Here is an 18,050-nt window from a genome sequence, read left to right as displayed (position 1 = left end):
ATGGCACGGCCGGAGCCGTGCCGAATTTCTGTGAAAAACTCGAAGCCAAAGCTGAACTACACCGCTACTGCCCGAGACCCGCAACAACCTCGGGTTCCGTCTGGAGAGCCTTTTCCAAGGCCTCGCGCCAGCTCACCTTAAAAGCAGAAATGTCGCCCTCAATGACCGTGTTTCCGTCAATGCTGATGGCGAACCTGCTTTGTGTGGTGATTCCGATTGCTTGTGCGTTCAGTCCGTATTTTACCGCAGTATCTTCGATTGCTTGTACGTTTCTGGAATCGCAAGTTACCAGAACGCGGGTGGCGTCCTCGGCAAACAGCACACACTCGGAGGGGAGTCCGGCAGAGATCAGGTTGACCTCGGCACCCAAGCCCTTGGGGAAGCCGATTTTAGCCAATGCCACGGCGATTCCGCCCTCGGAGATGTCGCGAGCCGAGTCGACGAGCCCCTTGGCAGCCAAGTCCTGCAGTGTCTTGTGAAGTGCCTTCTCTGCCTTGAGATCCAGAATCGGAGGCACGCCCCAGAACTCGCCCAGAACATTGACCGCGTACTCGGAGGAGCCAAACTCTACTTGCTCCTCGCCGCTGTGTGATTTCTGCCCCGGCGTGATGAGAACTATCGAGCGTCCCGCGGCCTTAGCATTGGCCGAAACCGCCTTTTTCACGTCTGGAACGATGCCAACGATGCCCAGGGTCGGCGTGGGATAAATGCCTTCGCCCAGAGTTTCGTTGTAGAAGCTTACGTTGCCGCCAGTGATCGGAGTTTCCAGCGCGGTGCAGGCTTCGGCCATGCCGTCGATTGACTGCGAGAACTGCGCCATAATGGGCGGCTTCTCGGGATTTCCGAAGTTCAGGCAGTTTGTTGCCGCCACTGGTTCCGCGCCAGTGCAGGCTACCATGCGCGCGGCACGAGCCACGTTGTGCATGGTTCCCAGCTTCGGATCGAGATAGCACCAGCGACCGTTTCCATAGAGAGCCATGGCCAAGCCGCGCTCGGTGCCCTTGATGCGGATGACGCCCGCCAGTTCACCCGGCCCCTGCATCGTGTTGGTCTGCACCATGGAGTCGTATTGCTCGTAAACCCAATTCTTTGCGCAGATGTTAGGGCTGGCTAGCAGCTTATGGAACTCGTTGTTGAGGTGATTCTTCGTGCCCAGTTGTAGCGCACCGGGCTTCTGCTTCGGCACCGGAGCCGTCCACTCACCCACTTCGCGGTGATAGAGCGGAGCATCGTCGGTCAGCGCCTCGTTGGGAATCTCGGCCACGGTGACGCCATGATGCTTCACCCGCATCGTGTTTTCGCCGATCACCTCTCCGACGGTCACGGCGTCAAGTCCCCATTTGCGGAAGACCTTGAAGACTTCTTCCTCGCGACCCTTCTGTGCGACCAGCAACATGCGCTCCTGCGACTCGCTGAGCATGATCTCGTAGCTGGTCATGCCGGTTTCGCGCTGGGGCACCAGGTCGAGTTCAATTTCCAGCCCGACGCCGCCGCGCCCGCCGAGTTCGCACGTCGAGCAGGTGAGGCCCGCGGCGCCCATGTCCTGAATGCCGACAATAGCACCGGTCTTCATGGCTTCAAGGCAGGCTTCGAGCAACAGCTTTTCCATAAAGGGATCGCCCACCTGCACGTTGGGGCGCTTCGCCTCGCTGCCTTCGCTGAATTCCTCGCTAGCCATGGTCGCGCCGTGGATGCCGTCTTTGCCGGTCTTAGAGCCGACATAGATGACGGGATTTCCCGCGCCGGAAGCCGAGGCATAGAAGATTTCGTCCTTTTTCACCAAGCCGAGCGCAAAGGCATTCACCAGCGGATTGCCCGCATAGCAGCTCTCAAAGCGGGTTTCGCCGCCTACATTGGGCACGCCAAAGCAGTTGCCATAGCTGGCAACGCCGCCCACGACACCGTCCATTACAGAATGGTTCTTGTGCAGCGTGGGGCGATCCATGTTGCTGTCATGCTCGGGAGAGACGTGGCCGAAACGAAGCGAATCCATCACCGCCACAGGCCGTGCGCCCATCGTAAAGATGTCGCGCAGAATGCCGCCGACGCCGGTCGTTGCACCTTGGAAGGGCTCAACAAACGAGGGGTGATTGTGCGACTCGATCTTGAAGGCGCAGGCCCACTCGCCGCCAATGTCGATGATGCCGGCGTTTTCGCCAGGTCCCTGCATCACGAGCTTGCTCTTGGTCGGGAGGCGCTTCAGGTGCACGCGCGATGATTTGTAGGAGCAGTGCTCGCTCCACATCACGCTGTAAATGCCCAGCTCGGTCATGGTGGGCACGCGGCCCTGCCACTTCTTGATGCGTTCGTACTCCTCCGGAGTCAGTCCGTGATTGCGGATGATCTCCGGTGTAATCTTCGGCTCTTTTTCTGGGGTAGGCATGGCAGACCCCTTTATTCTCGCACGCATGAAGGTGAGAGCGAAAGCCGAGCCCACAGGGCCGCAGCAGCTACTTGGTGGTAGCTGCGGAGAGAAACTGCTCACAGTCTCTGGATTTTGGGTCACCTTTAGGGAGGGAATTTTTGAATTCGACCACGACACGGCATTGTCGAGTCAATTCCTCATTCTGATGTTCAGCGGCAGCAATTCGCGATAGCATCCAAGCATCTTCGGCAATTCCACGAGCGTAAAGCTTCTGCCCCCCTGCCTTGCCATCAGCCGACTTGTAATTCTTCAGGTAAATGGACACGGCATTGTTCAGGCTTTCTCGCGCCAGATCCGGTTTGCTGGATTCGTAGTAGAGCCTGCCTAATGCGCTATGAGCGCCAGCGCATTCGGGTGCGTCTTTCCGGTCTTTGTATAGCTTCAGCGCTTCTCTATAGTGCTGCTCCGCGTTGTCGAAACGCTTCAGTTGTCACTCCAAGGCGCCCGTCACCATCTCCCATTGCCAGCGCTCCGGGACATGGGAGTAGCTGGAGGTGTTAAGAGAGAGCTCATTGTTTGCGTCTGCAAGGGCATGTTTAGCCAGCTCCAGTTCAGATCTCTGAATTGCCGTCTGAGCACGGTCCATCGTCGCCCAGAACTTGTCTTGAAAAACTATCTGAGCTTTGTCCTCTTCCTCTTGAGTTTGAGCGGTCGGTCCAACCTGCACCCGTACCACGGTTACGGCCTCAACGGGGTGGCCATTAGCTTCGAACGGTATGTACTTCCAGTGACCCACATTCTCAACAGCCGCATCGATCAAAAGTGGATGTCCGCTGATGACTCTTATGGGGGCGACATTTCCATTCGCGTCGATTGCGATGTGGAGCACCACGCCTCCTGAGATTCTAGCGGTCTGAGCAAAAGACGGATAAGTCGGAGAGGGACGGTTCTTAACATGTGTAGCTGCAACATCGGAAGGAACGCGAATCCGCGCGCCTTGTGCAGTAACAGAAATACTAAAAGCCAAGACCAAGAGAGCCAATGTGAACTCGCGGACCATAGCTCTCGACTATATCTCTGAACTGTGACTAGCTAACAACGAAATGCGATCCTCGTAAGTCAATGCGGTATTACTGCAGCTTTACAGGTACCATCTCGCGCTCGGGACGCCCCTCGACAAAGCGCACACAGGGAATTTCGAGCACAAGCACGTGATCCAGCAAGTTGGGGCTCATGCGAAACGCACCCTCCTCGAATGAGAGTTGAACCTTGCTTCCGTTGATCGTTTGCGGGGTCTCAATCGGAGATCCAGGATTCGCACACATATAAAGCGATGCGAGATCGCAGAATTGCAGCACATCGACGAGCGCTTGAACTTCCTCGACCGGCAATCCGGTGAGCGGCAGCAGACGATCTACTCGCGAAGCCTCGCGGTTGAGAAACTCCTCCACCTGAGACTTCTGCTCCGGAGTCCCCGAGCCGCGCTCGAGAAAAGGATGGGTAAGCCTCGCAAAGTGCGCACTTACGAGCAATCCGCCGAGCGGCCCCGTGCTCTGCGCCGCCTGGATCGAGCCCATCCAAGCCTGCAAGAAGCGTTCCGGTTCGGTGTTGATGAACGAGATCGCACCACCGGAGTCAGTCTGCCTGGGCTGAGTTGGCGAATTGATGTCTCCGTCAAACGGCATCCAGCCAACGTCGTGCATACCGATGGCACGAACGACCGCCTCATTTACGTTGGGCACCTTCACGGGATTGAACGCTGCCGCGATCTCGCCCGAAATCCGCGCATGGTCGGGCTGAGTCACAAACCAGTGGCTGGCGGTCGCCTTCCTTTGTGTTTCCGCAATAGCGTCGAACGCTGAACGCATCTCGCCCGCCGATTCCTGTGCCGTCAACTTGCTTCGGAAGATCAATTTGTTTCCTCGTGCTCTCGTTTCCGGGGCTCACTTGTCGCCGGAAGTCGTTGCGTTAAGATGGTACCCGATTCAAATGAGCTCCGTTTTCAATCGCTTCCGAAACGCCGCCGCCATCTCGCTTTGCAGCATTGCGCTACTCTCGCTGGTAGCCTGCGAAGCCGAGCCCCGCAAGACCGACGCCGAACTCGGGCTCAATCCTACCCAAGCCATGGGCCGACATGTGTTTGATGCCAACTGTGCCCGCTGTCACGAGCCCTACTCGAAGCGTGGACTGCATGGCCCGAGCCTTCACAACATCTACAAAAAGCAGTACTTGCCGAGTGGGATGCCCGCTAATGACGACCGCATCACAGAGGTGATCGTGCGTGGCCGGGCCAAGATGCCGGCCTTCGGTGGGACCCTCTCCGACTCGCAAATCGCCGCCCTGCTGGCATACCTCAAGACGCTATAGGCGATGCGGCAAGAGCGTAGAATGAGTCTTTGTCGATGCTTGCGCATCGTACACTAAGAGAACCCGATGGCGACCTCCGAGCTGATTCAGATCCAGACCGTTCCTTCCGCCCCAGCACCCAAGCCGCGCTGGCTGCGCGCCAAGGCCCCTATGGGCGAGCAGTATCACGAGCTCAAGAAGCTGGCCCGAGGACTTTCGCTCAACACTGTTTGCGAATCGGCCCACTGCCCGAACATTGGCGAGTGCTGGAATCACCGCACCGCGACGTTTATGCTGCTGGGCAATCTCTGCACCCGGCGCTGCGGATTCTGCGCCGTACCGAAGGGGCGTCCCGAGGCAATTGACTACGACGAACCGCGTCGCGTGGCCGAAGCCGTCTCCGAACTCGGATTGAAGTTTGCCGTCGTGACCAGCGTGAATCGCGATGACGACAACATCGGCGGTGCCAAGGTATTTGCCGAAACCATCCGCGAAATCCGCCGACGCCAGCCCGACTGCTCGGTCGAGGTGCTCATCCCCGACTTCCAGGGACGCGAAGATTGCCTGCAGATCGTGCTCGATGCGCGGCCCGACATCCTGAACCACAACACCGAGACCGTGCCGCGCCTCTACCGCGTAGCGCGCAGCGGAGCCCGCTACGAACGCACGCTTCATCTGCTAGCCCACGCCAAGGAACTCTCTCCCGATACAGTCACCAAGACCGGAATCATGGCTGGCCTCGGCGAAGACATGGATGAGTTGCTTCAGGTCTGCCGCGATCTGGCTCGACAGAAGGTGGACATCCTCACCATCGGCCAGTACCTCGCGCCTTCCCGCGACCACCTTCCGGTGAAGCGCATGTACCCGCCCGAAGATTTCGCCTACCTCAAGCAAGAAGCACAGAAGATGGGCTTCCGCCATGTCGAGTCCGGCCCTCTTGTCCGATCTAGCTACCATGCCCACGAGCAGGCAGAGAGCACAAAGAGCAGCAGCAGCATCATTAGCCTGGGTTGATCCGGCATTCGCCAATTCGGTGACACTGACACAAATGCGGAGCCGTCGACTCGAGGCTCCGCACCTGGTGAATCGACTTAAGTGTTGTCACCGCCGCGCTCGCACGCTGATCACGCTTGCAACCTAGGATCGCCTTGCTAATCGGCAAAGAGAAGCAGCGCCAAATCAAACCGATTTGGTTGGCTGTTCGCGCATTATGGCAGCACTCTCCAGTGCGAATCGAGCAATCGCATCCTTTCGCAAGAAGACAACTCCAGGCTGCTTTTGCGCGTACGCGATAAACTCTTCCAGCACCTTGGTTCGAGCGGGACGACCATTGATCCGATCGTGCGCGCTAATCGACATCATGCGACGACGTGTTGCAGCCTCCGCATACAGTTGATCAAACTCGTACTTCAATTCGCTGCCGAACTCCGCACTGGTCCAGTGGCGTCCCTCGTAGTTCACAATGTCATTTGTATGGATCGTATAGGGAACCACCACAAACGGCTTACCTTTTACGGGGATAAGAAAAGGTTCGTCACGACTTACGTCATCGATGTGATAGATGAATCCGAGATCTTGCAGGATTTCGAGCGTTTGAGCAGTGCCACGCAACCAGAACGCATTGAACCCTAAAGGCCTAGTCCCAGTCGCAGCTTCGATCGTCTTGATGCTGGCCTCGTAAGAGGCGCGTTCTTCCTGTGGCGTCATCGAGAACTGCGGAGTCCATGTCTGGCCATGGCCAGCAGCTTCGTGCCCGCGCTCGACAATCTCCTTTGCAAGCTGAGGATTCCTTGCCACGGCAGCGCCGACCATGTGAGAGGTGACCTTCACCCCGAACCGGTCAAACATGTCCAACATTCGCGGGATTCCTTCTTTGAATCCGTACTCGTACCACTTTGTGACGGGGAGATCCGGATACTTGCTGTCGATGACGGGGAAAGGACTTTCCGCACCTCGGTCCGGCTGCGCACCTGCCTCAAACTGCATGGAGACGGAAATCACCAACCGTGCTCCGTCCGGCCAAAAAGCACCTGATTTTTCCATGACAACCTTTTCCTTCCGCTGCAGCACTTCAATAGAGTTTCCGGCAGATGCTGTCGTAGCTGTCGCCAGCCCAGCTAAAACGCTGCTCTTCATGAACGCACGACGATCTATCATTTTGTCCTCTTACTTTTTCAGGGAAATCACGCCAAGTTGTTCCAGCAATGAGAGGTTGTCCTCGAGATGCCAGTCCTCAACAATCCGTCCGTTCTGGATACGCAGTATGTCAATTGCAAAGAACTTCACAGGTTTTCCGGTAGGTGGATGATCCATGAACTCCCCCTTGTGAGTGCCTGTAAAGCTGAGGCGGGCTGTCACTTTGTCTCCGCTCACTAGCAGGTCTTGTATCTTGCAATGGAGGTCAGGGACAGCGCTCCGAAAAGCCTTCGAAGCGAAGATTAGGCCCTCGGGACCTTGCGGTCGTCCGGGCGGCAAAGTGTTGTCGTGAAAATTCTTGTCCACCGCGGCGAAGGCGTACTCGGCCGTTCCGGTGTCCCAGAACGCATAGAACAGGCGTGCCGTTTCGATCAGTTGTGCAGCATCTTTTTCGGAAAGCGATCGGTCGATGGTTACAGATGCAGGTTGAGGCAATGAGGCCTGCTGTGCCTGAGCGGGCACAACAATTAGACCAACCGCTAAAAGGCTTGTCATAATTGACCGCGGACGCGCAAGGCTCAAATTTGCGAAAGTACGACTCCAATTTCTGCTTACGGACATTTCAATGCTCCTGCTTCAATTGCGCTACAATGTCTAGAGATTATCGATAATCGATAAGGATTCAGAGAAATGACCGAATCTTCTTCTCCCTTACATCGCGAAGGAACCGCGGGGCGACTAAGAACCCTGATCATCGAGAGGATCGTGGATGGGCGTTATCCGCCGGGGCATCGACTCAAGGAGTTGGAATTAGCTCGAGAATTCCACATCAGCCAAGCACCGGTGCGAGAAGCCTTGAGGGAACTGGATGCCACGGGTGTGATTGAGACTGAACCTCATCGCGGAAGTCGCGTCCGCACTGTTTCGGCTAAAGAATTGGGCGAGGCCTACCAGGTGCGTGCAGTGCTTGAGCAACTTGCGGGGCAGTTGGCCGCGGGACAGTTCAAAGGAAGAGAGAATCTCCTTCAAAAGCAGGCAGACAAGGTTCGGAAGGCCTACATGCAAGGAAAGACGGAAGAGTATGCCCGTCAGGACTTGGCCTTTCATCACATGATCGTTGAGGCTGCGGGAAACAAAGTACTCTTAGAAAGCTGGGAAGCACTTCGCTTCGACATTCGTACGCGACTCTTCCTCGGTCATTCCACAGTAAGCCTTGAACCGACACTGGATATACACGACTCGATAGTTAGCGCACTCTGTCAGGGGAATGGCAAGCTCGCGGGGAAGCTACTCCGTGAGCATTCTGAAGCATTCCGGTAATTGCGACAGGCTAGTGCACAAACGACAACAACCGCATCAGCACCAACTAGTCAGCAACACCCTGACCTACACTGAATACAGTTCTGACTAAAAGCGACATACTTTTATGTCAGCGGCTATATTCGCCTGACCTGTTTTTGGAAGCCACTGAACTGCCGTCCTGTTTGCGTCTGAGACACTGAAGCGATCAAGAGAGACAAACTGCCTAGTGGCGGTTCGACACGACAACGTAATTTCGAACTCTCGTTGGTCGAAATCTTGTGAGCTCCATTCGTTTGGAGTGGGTCAAGAACACGATTCGTGCGAATAATGTGCGGGGCGGCGCTCCTCCCAAGAAAGCGTCGAGACCTTGCGAACGGAGCTGTAAGGGAGGTGCTCTTGTGAGGTTACGTCGACTCAGAGTTGAGAACGTCACAGGCAGCAAAATCCCGGGGTTAGGAAATTGCAAAGCGGCCACCACGGATGCGGAGCGAGGAAAACACCGCGCAGCAGCTACATACATTATTGAACTGGCTGTTGTTGCCGCAGCATATTTCGTAGCTGGTCGACTCGGGCTAGCGGTTCCGTTCACAAGCGCAAATGTTTCTCCACTGTGGCCCGCTGCTGGCATAGGCCTAACAGTGTTGTTCCTGAACCATAGCCTCTGGCCAGCTATCGCTGCGGGCGCCTTCCTGCTTAACTATGTCACCGGGATGCCGCACTCGGCGTGTCTCGGAATTGCGGTGGGAAACACGCTAGGTCCGCTAACTGGGGCGTGGTTATTACGCAAGCTCGGGAGATTTAAGGGAGAGTTTACTCGGGTCCAAGATTTGGTTTACTTCCTGCTGTTTGCTTGTGTTTGCGGGCCAATACTCACTGCGACAATCGGAACATCGTCGTTATTTCTTTTCGGGGTTAAGCCATGGTCGCATTTCGCCGTGGCATGGCTGATTTGGTGGCTAGGAGATGCGACCGGCATCTTGCTGGTGGTTCCGCTGGCCTTGTCGTTGCCCAAGATTGTTGCCGCCTGCCGGGAACGCCATATGCTGGAACTCTCCAGCCTTATTTGGGGCACGCTGATCGCTTGCGTTTTGATTTTTGACAGCCGCCTCGTTCCCCGGGTTGGCGGAGACGTGCTCGTACTTGTCCTAGTTCCATTCGTGCTGTGGGGGGCAGTGCGCTTCGAGACTGCTGGTGCGGCAGGTGTCAGCTTCCTGATTGCCTGTATGGCAGTTTGGGAAACCACCCAAGGACTTGGGCCGTTCATAACAATCGGCGCACTACGAGGTGCTGTCCTCCTTGGACTGTTCCTTGCCTTGTTAGCAATCCTCGGCTTGGCGGTGGCGGTTCTGATTACAGAACGCGCTCAAGCCGCTCGCGAACTTGCATCACGAGAAACGCTTCAGCAGAGTCAACGACGTTATGACGGCATTCTCGAGTCCGCTGGCGAGGGCATCTGGATGCTCGATGCACAGCTTAAGACGCGGTTTGTAAATCATAGATTGGCGGAGTTACTGGGAACGAGCGTGGAAGAAGTTGTTGGACAATCCCTGTTCAACTTCGTATTCCCGGAAGATGTTCCTGCGAAAGAGAGCGCACTACGGCAGCGTCTTGCTTCGAAGACCGTGACTGAACGTTACGTGTGCCGTTATCGAACGAAAGATGGCGCGGAGTTGTGGGCAAGGGTTTCTACCGCGCCAATCTTTGACCAGAACGGAAACTTTGAGGGCGCGGTTAAGTGGATCAGCGATTTAAGCGGTGAAATGCAACACGAAAGAGAACGCCGGAGTGCCACCGAAACCATAACGCTGCTCTCGCGAGCGGTGCAGCAGACGGCGGACAGCGTCTTGATCACGGATAGAACGGGCATTATTCAGTACGTGAATGACGCATTCGAAGCTATGAGCGGCTTCAGTCATGAGGAAGTCATTGGCAGGACGCCACGGATTGTAAAGTCAGGCCAGCAAGACCCAGATTTCTACCGCAATCTTTGGAAATGCATTTCTGAAGGCGAACCGTTCAGGGGAACGATCGTCAATCGTAAGAAGAACGGGCAATTCTATTGGACCGAACAGAGCATAACCCCGATAAGCGACGACCAAGGGAACATCACTCATTATGTGTCCGTGATGAAAGACATCACTGACTCACGCATGAGGCAGGAACAGGAAATGCAACTCCGCCTGGCGCGAGAAGTGCAGCAACGATTTTACAAGCCCGCCATCAATGTTCCAGGCCTTCAACTCGCAGCGACTGCACATCCGGCCGATGAGACTGGAGGAGACTATTACGACTTCATACTTGCGGGTGATCACTCGCTTTACGTCGCGGTTGGAGACGTTAGTGGACATGGGTTAGGGTCTGCCTTGGTGATGGCTCTTACCCGTGCTTATGTGCGGTCCTTTGCTGAATTACAACTGGAGGTCGGCGAGGTGTTGGCTCGCGTAAACCGCATGCTGAGGGCAGACCTCGAACAAGGTCGTTTTGTCACCCTAATGCTCATCAGAATTGCCGCGGATCGCAATTCATTTACCTATGCAGGCGCAGGCCACACGGCGCTGCTGCTGGATGGTTGCTGCCAAGTCGAACATTGGTTGGAAAGCACTGGCTGTCCCTTGGGTATGTTCAACGAATGTGAATATCCGGCTCGAACCATCCAGCTGAACCAATCGCAGATACTGCTCATAATGACAGACGGGGTGGCAGAAACAATTAACTCGGAAGAACTCGAATTCGGAAACGATCGCGTATTGGAATATATGCGTGCCCATTACACTGAGGCTGCCGAGCAGATTGCTGAAGGGATCTACGATGCTGCGCGAGATTTTGCCGGGAGCGAGCCGCAGCTTGATGACTGCGCGTTGGTCCTGATCAAAGCTGATCCTAAATAACCGTGCGACTTGCCTGATCTACTCTGCAATTCAATCTAGCCGTTTTGCTGCGGTTCTGCATGAACACTCGTCCCATTCTGATCTCCGAACCGGGAATTTGCACCGCAGAGTGGGGTTTCGGCAGCAAAACATTCTGTTGCGTCGAGCTTTCGGACAGTAAACTCCAATGAGTGCTCATTGGGATTGTTCAGAGGTTGATTAGGATTGCGTCGAGGCGCGCCACGACGCACCAACGCTAAGCCCTGAGCCGACGAAAGCTACGAACGATGAACCCACGATTGGAAATTGCAGCTCTCCTCCTTTTTGTCACCACGATTTGCTTCGCGCAGTCCGATGCAGCTCAACAAATTACCGTCATGCCGTTTCCGGCGAAGGTACAGCTCTCAACCGGCCATCTGAAGGTCGACTCCTCTTTCACAGTTGCATTGCAGGGTACGGGGGATGAGAGGGTCAATCGTGCCGTCGATCGACTGGTACGGCGGATCGGGATGCATACGTCTCTCCAGATTCCCCCGGCGAGAGCAACGGACAGTCATAAAGCCGCCTTGTTAGTGCAGTGGAATCACGCTGCAAAAGCTACTCCGCAGTTTGGGGAAGACGAATCCTATTCTCTCGAAGTGAAGCCAGAGCAGGCGATACTGCGGGCGGAGACATCGACTGGCGTTCTGCGAGGTCTTGAGACAGTGTTCCAGTTGATAGATCACGATGCGCAGGGGTACTTCCTGCCAGCAGTGAGCATCGAGGATCATCCGCGCTTTCCCTGGCGAGGATTGATGATTGATGTCAGTCGTCACTATGAGCCGATGGAGGTTCTGAAGCGGAATCTCGATGCGATGGCTGCGGTGAAGTTGAACGTATTCCACTGGCACCTATCGGATGATCAGGGATTCCGCATCGAGAGCCGCGCGTTTCCTCGTTTGCAGGAATCGGGCTCGGATGGTCTTTACTACACGCGGGCTGAAGTTCAGGAATTGGTCGCGTACGCGGCCGAAAGAGGCATTCGCGTGATTCCGGAATTTGATATGCCGGGACATGCCGCAAGCTGGATCACCGCCTATCCCGAGTTGGGGAGCGGGTCGGGACCGCACAACATCGAACGTAGGTACGGAATCTTCGACGAAGTTCTCGATCCCACACAAGACACGACATACAAGTTTCTGGACAAGTTTGTCGGCGAGATGGCAAAGCTCTTTCCGGATGCCTACTTCCATATCGGTGGCGATGAGAACAACGGCAAGCAGTGGAAGAACAACGCGCATATTCAGGCGTTCATGAAAGCCCACAACATAACATCGACCGAGTCTCTGCAGACTTACTTCAATCGACGCGTGCAGAAGATTTTGGAAAAGCATGGAAAGAAGATGGTCGGGTGGGATGAGATCCTGAATCCCGAACTGCCGCAGAGTGCTGTCGTGCAGTCGTGGCGCGGTGAGAAATCTCTGGCGGATGGTGCGCGACGCGGGTACAGAGGGATTCTGTCTTCTCCCTATTATCTGGATGCAATGCGAACCGCAGCCGAGCATTACGCGGCTGATCCGCTCCCCGCAACGAGCGGATTAACAGCTGAGCAAGCTTCGTTGGTTCTCGGAGGCGAGGTTTGCATGTGGGCTGAATACATTTCACCGCAGAATATCGATTCGCGAATCTGGCCGCGGACGGCAGCCATTGCTGAAAGGTTCTGGTCGCCTTCGTCCGTTGTTGATGCTAATGACATGTATCGCCGACTGGAGGTGATGAGCGGCACGCTTGACGAACTAGGGTTGGCACATCAGTCGAATCCCGAGCGTATGCTGCGGAGTTATTTCGCGAGCATTCCTGTGCAATCTACTCGTGCTATCGCCGATGCGTTCGAACCCGCTTCAAACAGCGCCCGGTGGCACAGTCATTACACCCAGCTAGTGCCGCTCGATGGTATGGGAGATTGGGCGAGTCCGGAATGCCGCATGCGCAGGGAATTGCCTCGATTGGTCAATGGGTTTCTCAACGATGCAACGAAGCGCGAACAGTATGCGGCTCAGCTCAGGGCAGTATTCACGTCGTGGATTGAAGCGGACGGGGCTGTACAGACTCTGCCTGCATCGTCGCGATTGAGAAATGAAATGGGCGGTCGCGTGCAGGACCTGTCTGCGCTCGGGACGGCGGGGCTCGAGGCTGTCTCGTTCCTAAGCAACGGCAGCACTCCTCCCACTGGATGGCTGGAACAGAAATCGGCATTGGCCAAGCAGGCAGCCGCGCCAAAAGCGTTGATCCGGCTCGCTTGGTTGCCATCGTTGCAGGAGTTGTTTTCCGCCGCGGCCCAAACTGACGTACATAGTGCTGGCCATTAATGTTGTTTGCATGAATCGAAGATGCGGATCGTATTGGAGTCGCTCGCATGAAGTCCAAGTTGCTCGTAGGTGTGATCTGCGCTCTGCTTAGTTCGCACGTTGTGGCTCAACAGCAAAGTCCGGAGTCGCGTTCGTCGCGGGCACGAGTCGGAGTTGCACTGAGCGGCGGCGGTGCGCTTGGGTTGGCACACATCGGAGTTCTTCAATATTTCGAGGAGCACCGAATTCCAATCGACGCGGTTGCGGGCACCAGTATGGGTGGACTTGTGGGAGGACTCTACGCGACGGGGTTGGGTGCAGCAGATCTGAGGAACATCGCAGAACGTGCTGACTGGGATCTGCTGTTGAACCCTACCCCGCAGTACAGGGATCAGCCAATCGTCGAAAAGCGAGCCTGGAACCAGAGCTATGGCAATCTGATGTTGCGTCTTGGCCGACGATTCTCGTTGCCGCAGGGAATCAACTCGGGCGAGGCGCTCGCCATGATGCTGAGCCGATATACGGCGGGCTACGGAGATCTGCGATCGTTCGAGGATCTTCCTACTCCCTTCCGATGCGTTGCGACAGACCTAATCAAAGGCGAAGGCGTGGTGCTGGATCGGGGCTCTTTGTCGCAGGCAATGCGCGCGACCATGGCATTGCCTGCGGTATTTACGCCGGTGCGTCTGGATGACAAGGTGCTGGTCGATGGAGGCATCGTCCAGAACTTGCCGGTCGAAGTGGCCCGCAGCATGGGTGCACAAAAGACGATTGCTGTCGTGCTTCAAGGCGCCACTCCGAGGCCGAAAGATCTGAACTCGTTGAGCACAATTGCCCTGCGTTCAGTTTCGGTTGCAGTCGAACAGAATGAGCGCCGCTCTGCCGCAATGGCCGATCTGCTAATCGTGGTGAATACGGCCAAACTCACCGGAACGGACTATGCGCGTTCGCGAGACTTGATACACGCTGGATACGAAGCCGCGAAAGCAAAAGCGAGCGAACTACAGCAATTTGAAGTCAGCGACGATGAATGGCAAAGCTATCTGAAGGCAAGAAAAGAGAAGTCCAGAAATTTGCCTCTTGCAGCTCCGGTGGGCGCGGTCACCGCTCAGCAAAAAGAGTTCCAACAGAAAGCAACGGACGAATTGCATCGCAAGCTCGGCAATGAGCCAGTAACACTTGCACACCTTGAAGACACGCTTTCAGGAGTGGTCGCCGCAACCGGAGTGCCCGGTGCCTCATATCGCTGGGACCGCCAGAATGATCGATTCAATGTCGATTTCCTCGAACGCCCGAGCGAAAGCATTCTGGTGCGGCCCTCGTTTGTATTCAGCACGTCTCCCGGAGAACCTTCACAAGCCGCGCTACGATTAGCTCTCAGCCACATTGGAGCGACGGCCTACAAGTCTCGCACTCTTGCCACTGCAACCGTTGGATACGACCCCGGACTCCGCACCGAGTACTACAGCCCCCTTGGCGGAACGGGATACTTTTTCGCACCGGGCATGATGGTTGAACGGACGCATTTCGACACATACGTCGGCACTGTACGATCGGCCCCGACTCGCGACCGCTTCGCGGGCACGTTTTATGCGGGGATGGGAACGTGGCGATTCATTCAGGTGAGACTCGGACTCAGCGGAGGATACGATTCGTACAGTGATGAAGTGAGTGTTGATGGAGTCGTCGCGCGTAGCCATGCCTTCGCGAATCCGGAGATCAATTGGATTTACAACACGCAAGACTCCGGGGGCCTTCCGTACCGCGGAATGAGGCTTGAGGGCGCAGTTGGTTACTCGATCAGGGATAAGTCTCACCCATACGTTACGAACCAATTCACGAGCGTGGGTCCATTCTCCGAGCACGTTACGTGGATTCTCACTGGGAATCTCGCTTCAAGCTTCGGCGAAAAGTTGAACTTGTACGAACAGTTCACTGCAGGTGGATCTGGGCAACTGAGCGCTTTCCGATACCAGGAATTCCATGCCAACACTCTTGCGATTGGTGGTGGCGGAGTGATATTCCATGCTCCACCTGTGCGACGGCTTTCGGTTTATCCCGGCATTGCCGCCATCTACGAGGCCGGACGGCTCGACCTTGGCAGCAGAGGCTGGCAAACACATCAAAGTGCAACGACTGGAATCTTCTTTCCAACTCCACTCGGAGCCGCAGGACTATCGGTCAGTTTCAATGAAGATGGAAAAGCGAGATTTCGACTGAGCCTCGGCGCACTTGGCAAGAGACAGTAGCGACACAAAAACCATGGCCCAGTCCGGGGTATTCTCGGACTGGGCCTTTTTGCATGTGGGATTGTTGAGAAAATGGTCTGCACGTAGAACTTAACGTGATGACATTGAATACGGTCGCGCGCTCTGTTCCGTTGCCCAAGTCTTGTTCGGCACGCTGCCCATAACAAAACGCAACTCGCCACCACTCATGATTTCCTCATGCCGGATGAAGCTTCGGGCTATTGGTTTGCCGTTGAGAGACACCGATTGCACGTAGCGATTCTGGCCGCTCAAGTTCTGCGCCACAACTCTGAATTGTTTTCCATTAGGCAAGTTGATTGTCGCTTCGTCGACGAATGGACGCCCAATCACGTACTCGTTGGAGGCGGGCGCTACCGGATAGAAGCCCAAGGACGTGAACAGAAGCCATGCAGACATCTGTCCGAGATCATCGTTGCCAACCAGACCATCGGGTGCGGGTTTGTACTGCGTATCTACGATCTGCTTCAGTCGTTCCTGTGTTCTCCAAGGCTGTCCTGCGTAGTTGTATAGATAGGCGAGGTGGTGGCTAGGCTCGTTGCCGTGAACATACTGGCCGATCATTCCTGCAATGTCTTCAACATCGGCATACTGCTTGGGATCCACCTTGGCTTCGAACATCGCATCGAGTTTGGCCACAAGCTTTTCGTCGCCGCCAAGCACTTTGATAAGCCCGGCTTCATCCTGCGGTTGATACCAGGAATACTGCCACGCATTTCCTTCCGTGAATCCGCTGTCGGCTCCCGCACGCGCAGGATCGAACGGCTCACGATAAGCTCCGGCGGTCAGTCGCGGACGCACAAATCCGGCCTTCGCATCGAAAACGTTCTTCCAATTCGAAGCGCGTTGCTGGAATTGATCAGCGATATCATTTCGTCCCATGCTCCGCGCCATCTGCGCAATCGTCCAATCGTCAAACGCATACTCCACGGTTTTTGAAGCAGCTTCCCCGTCGGTATCGATTGGGACATAACCCAACTGCATGTACTCCCGCAGATGTCCGTACGGGCCATAAGTGGAGCTGGCGACCATAGCGTCAAGAGCCTGATTGGTGTCGAAGCTGCGAATGCCTTTCATGTAGGCGTCCGCGATCTCGGGCACGGCGTGATAGCCAATCATGCACCAGGTTTCCTGCCCTTGGAATTGCCACACGGGAAGGATTCCGAACGGGCTCTCTTTCTGCGATTCGAGCAAGGAGCGAACGATATCGACGGTCCGGCTCTCGGGCTGAAGCAAGGTCAGTAGCGGCTGCTCGGCGCGATATGTATCCCAAAGCGAAAACGTGGAGACGAAGTTGAATCCCGCGGCCTTGTGCACTTGGTTATCTGGCCCGCGATAGCTGCCATCAACATCCATCGAAAGACTCGGAGCCATCAGCGCATGATAGAGCGCCGTGTAGAGATTCTTCCTCGTTGCTGCATCGGCCTTGATATCAATTACCGAAAGAGCCTGCTCCCATTTATGTCGAACACGCGCATGTACAGCGTCAAAATCGAAGCCTGGAACTTCGGCATCGAGGTTGGCTATCGCAGCGTCTTCACTGGTGGGCGAAATAGCCATTTTCACGATGAGGGGAGTGTCGATCGCACCGAAATCGAATACGCCAATCAGTCCGCGTCCGGCAATCGCCTGCGCATCGCTCGCGGAAGTGACGGGTGGACGGAAGCCCTTGTATTCGACCGCTTCAGGCTCGCGGTCGTAAAACTCGTGCGCCACGAGAGGCCGCGAGAAGCGCATCGCAAAATACAACTGCCTGTCAGGAGCCCATCCGCGAGTCTGCCGCGCTCCAGTGATGGTGCCATCGCGGCGAATACGAAGACTCGACCACAGAACTTTCCCCGCATAGTTGTAGATAGACGAGCGGAGGTCCAGCAGAATGTGCGCGGGAGCGTTCGGTGGAAACGTGTATCGATGTACGCCTACGCGCTCGGACGCGGTCAATTCTGCCCGCACGCCATAATCATCGAGCGTAACCGCATAATATCCGGGCTCGGCCTTCTCGGTTTCGTGATGAAATCCTGACCTGTACCCCGAGCGCGGAGCGTTCACGTCTCCAGGCTCAAGCTTTACATCGCCAGAAATCGGCTGAACGAGGAAGTCGCCGAGATCGGAGTGTCCAGTTCCGGAGAAGTGCGTGTGCGAGAACCCGAGTATCGTCGTGTCTTCGTAACGGTAGCCCGCAGCCCACTTGTAGCTTTGCTTGAATGGCAGGATCTGAGTGTCAGGGCTGAGTTGCACCATTCCGAACGGAGCGGTTGCGCCGGGGAACGTATGGCCATCGGGTCCAGTGCCGATGAAGGTATCGACAGCACCAAAGGCCGCGGCGGGCTTGGCTGTTTGCGCCGCGAGCTGCGACGCGAATCCAGAAGTAAGTGCAGTAAGTCCAGCAATCAATGCAACGAAACAGCGGCGAGCAATTCGCAATTGTTCCCCCTTTGAA

13 protein-coding genes and 1 pseudogene are annotated in these 18,050 nt (G+C 55.8%); 7 read left to right on the top strand and 7 right to left on the bottom strand.

What is annotated here, in order from left to right; all coding sequences use genetic code 11:
- Nucleotides 1-64: 64 nt before the first annotated feature.
- On the bottom strand, nt 65-2,383 hold the full coding sequence (gene purL, locus AC6IZD_RS19880) for a phosphoribosylformylglycinamidine synthase subunit PurL (RefSeq protein WP_497785508.1): 2,319 nt from the start codon (nt 2,381-2,383) through the stop codon (nt 65-67).
- Here purL and AC6IZD_RS19875 point away from each other — a divergent pair.
- Complete coding sequence (locus AC6IZD_RS19875) at nt 2,382-2,597, top strand: hypothetical protein (protein ID WP_497785506.1); 216 nt, start codon at nt 2,382-2,384, stop codon at nt 2,595-2,597. The two genes, purL and AC6IZD_RS19875, sit on opposite strands and share 2 nt — an antisense overlap.
- Nucleotides 2,598-2,687: 90 nt before the next feature.
- On the opposite strand, the pseudogene AC6IZD_RS19870 reads toward AC6IZD_RS19875, so the two are convergent.
- From AC6IZD_RS19870 to AC6IZD_RS19860, 3 genes and pseudogenes are all read right to left on the bottom strand, one after another.
- Nucleotides 2,688-2,852, bottom strand: a pseudogene (locus tag AC6IZD_RS19870) (tetratricopeptide repeat protein); the annotation flags it as partial.
- A 3-nt stretch (nt 2,853-2,855) separates the two neighbouring features.
- Entirely contained in the window at nt 2,856-3,425 is a 570-nt protein-coding gene (locus tag AC6IZD_RS19865; protein WP_497785504.1) for an energy transducer TonB, read from the bottom strand.
- A gap of 70 nt (nt 3,426-3,495) precedes the next feature.
- The gene (locus tag AC6IZD_RS19860) at nt 3,496-4,278 is read right to left on the bottom strand and encodes a DUF3891 family protein (RefSeq protein ID WP_497785502.1); all 783 of its coding nucleotides are present in this window, start codon (nt 4,276-4,278) and stop codon (nt 3,496-3,498) included.
- 76 nt (nt 4,279-4,354) lie between these two features.
- Between AC6IZD_RS19860 and AC6IZD_RS19855 the strand changes: the two genes are divergently transcribed.
- Both AC6IZD_RS19855 and lipA read left to right on the top strand, forming a co-directional pair.
- The gene (locus tag AC6IZD_RS19855; protein WP_497785500.1) at nt 4,355-4,732 is read left to right on the top strand and encodes a c-type cytochrome; all 378 of its coding nucleotides are present in this window, start codon (nt 4,355-4,357) and stop codon (nt 4,730-4,732) included.
- Nucleotides 4,733-4,798: 66 nt separating this feature from the next.
- Nucleotides 4,799-5,725, top strand: coding sequence for a lipoyl synthase (lipA, locus tag AC6IZD_RS19850; RefSeq protein WP_497785498.1), 927 nt, complete (start codon nt 4,799-4,801; stop codon nt 5,723-5,725).
- A gap of 165 nt (nt 5,726-5,890) precedes the next feature.
- On the opposite strand, the gene AC6IZD_RS19845 is transcribed toward lipA, so the two are convergent.
- Complete coding sequence (locus AC6IZD_RS19845) at nt 5,891-6,868, bottom strand: polysaccharide deacetylase family protein (protein ID WP_497785496.1); 978 nt, start codon at nt 6,866-6,868, stop codon at nt 5,891-5,893.
- 9 nt (nt 6,869-6,877) lie between these two features.
- A complete protein-coding gene (locus AC6IZD_RS19840) occupies nt 6,878-7,402 on the bottom strand; it encodes an ester cyclase (RefSeq protein ID WP_497785494.1) in 525 nt (174 codons plus the stop codon).
- Between the two features lie 135 nt (nt 7,403-7,537).
- Here AC6IZD_RS19840 and AC6IZD_RS19835 point away from each other — a divergent pair, with 135 nt between their 5' ends.
- The 4 genes from AC6IZD_RS19835 (at nt 7,538) to AC6IZD_RS19820 (ending at nt 15,592) form a co-directional block, all read left to right on the top strand.
- A complete protein-coding gene (locus AC6IZD_RS19835) occupies nt 7,538-8,167 on the top strand; it encodes a GntR family transcriptional regulator (RefSeq protein WP_497785492.1) in 630 nt (209 codons plus the stop codon).
- Nucleotides 8,168-8,547: 380 nt separating this feature from the next.
- Entirely contained in the window at nt 8,548-11,037 is a 2,490-nt protein-coding gene (locus AC6IZD_RS19830) for a PAS domain S-box protein (protein WP_497785490.1), read from the top strand.
- A 266-nt stretch (nt 11,038-11,303) separates the two neighbouring features.
- On the top strand, nt 11,304-13,364 hold the full coding sequence (locus tag AC6IZD_RS19825; RefSeq protein WP_497785488.1) for a beta-N-acetylhexosaminidase: 2,061 nt from the start codon (nt 11,304-11,306) through the stop codon (nt 13,362-13,364).
- A 47-nt stretch (nt 13,365-13,411) separates the two neighbouring features.
- Nucleotides 13,412-15,592 (top strand): patatin-like phospholipase family protein, encoded by a 2,181-nt coding sequence (locus AC6IZD_RS19820; RefSeq protein WP_497785486.1) that lies wholly within the window; start codon nt 13,412-13,414, stop codon nt 15,590-15,592.
- A gap of 90 nt (nt 15,593-15,682) precedes the next feature.
- Here AC6IZD_RS19820 and AC6IZD_RS19815 read toward each other — a convergent pair whose 3' ends face one another.
- Complete coding sequence (locus tag AC6IZD_RS19815; protein WP_497785484.1) at nt 15,683-18,034, bottom strand: GH92 family glycosyl hydrolase; 2,352 nt, start codon at nt 18,032-18,034, stop codon at nt 15,683-15,685.
- Nucleotides 18,035-18,050 lie beyond the last annotated feature (16 nt).

Source organism: Koromonas humicola (assembly GCF_059726255.1).
The sequence above is the reverse complement of the archived record's forward strand: the minus strand, read 5'-3'. Positions and strand labels throughout refer to the sequence as shown.

Bases quoted from the DNA above. Each gene is read 5' to 3' on its own strand.
- AC6IZD_RS19835 (WP_497785492.1), top strand. From the start codon at position 7,538: ATGACCGAATCTTCTTCTCCCTTACATCGCGAAGGAACCGCGGGGCGA.
- AC6IZD_RS19820 (WP_497785486.1), top strand. From the start codon at position 13,412: ATGAAGTCCAAGTTGCTCGTAGGTGTGATCTGCGCTCTGCTTAGTTCG.
- purL (WP_497785508.1), bottom strand. From the start codon at position 2,383: ATGCCTACCCCAGAAAAAGAGCCGAAGATTACACCGGAGATCATCCGC.
- AC6IZD_RS19875 (WP_497785506.1), top strand. From the start codon at position 2,382: ATGGCAGACCCCTTTATTCTCGCACGCATGAAGGTGAGAGCGAAAGCC.
- AC6IZD_RS19845 (WP_497785496.1), bottom strand. From the start codon at position 6,868: ATGATAGATCGTCGTGCGTTCATGAAGAGCAGCGTTTTAGCTGGGCTG.
- AC6IZD_RS19855 (WP_497785500.1), top strand. From the start codon at position 4,355: ATGAGCTCCGTTTTCAATCGCTTCCGAAACGCCGCCGCCATCTCGCTT.
- AC6IZD_RS19865 (WP_497785504.1), bottom strand. From the start codon at position 3,425: ATGGTCCGCGAGTTCACATTGGCTCTCTTGGTCTTGGCTTTTAGTATT.
- AC6IZD_RS19825 (WP_497785488.1), top strand. From the start codon at position 11,304: ATGAACCCACGATTGGAAATTGCAGCTCTCCTCCTTTTTGTCACCACG.
- AC6IZD_RS19840 (WP_497785494.1), bottom strand. From the start codon at position 7,402: ATGACAAGCCTTTTAGCGGTTGGTCTAATTGTTGTGCCCGCTCAGGCA.
- lipA (WP_497785498.1), top strand. From the start codon at position 4,799: ATGGCGACCTCCGAGCTGATTCAGATCCAGACCGTTCCTTCCGCCCCA.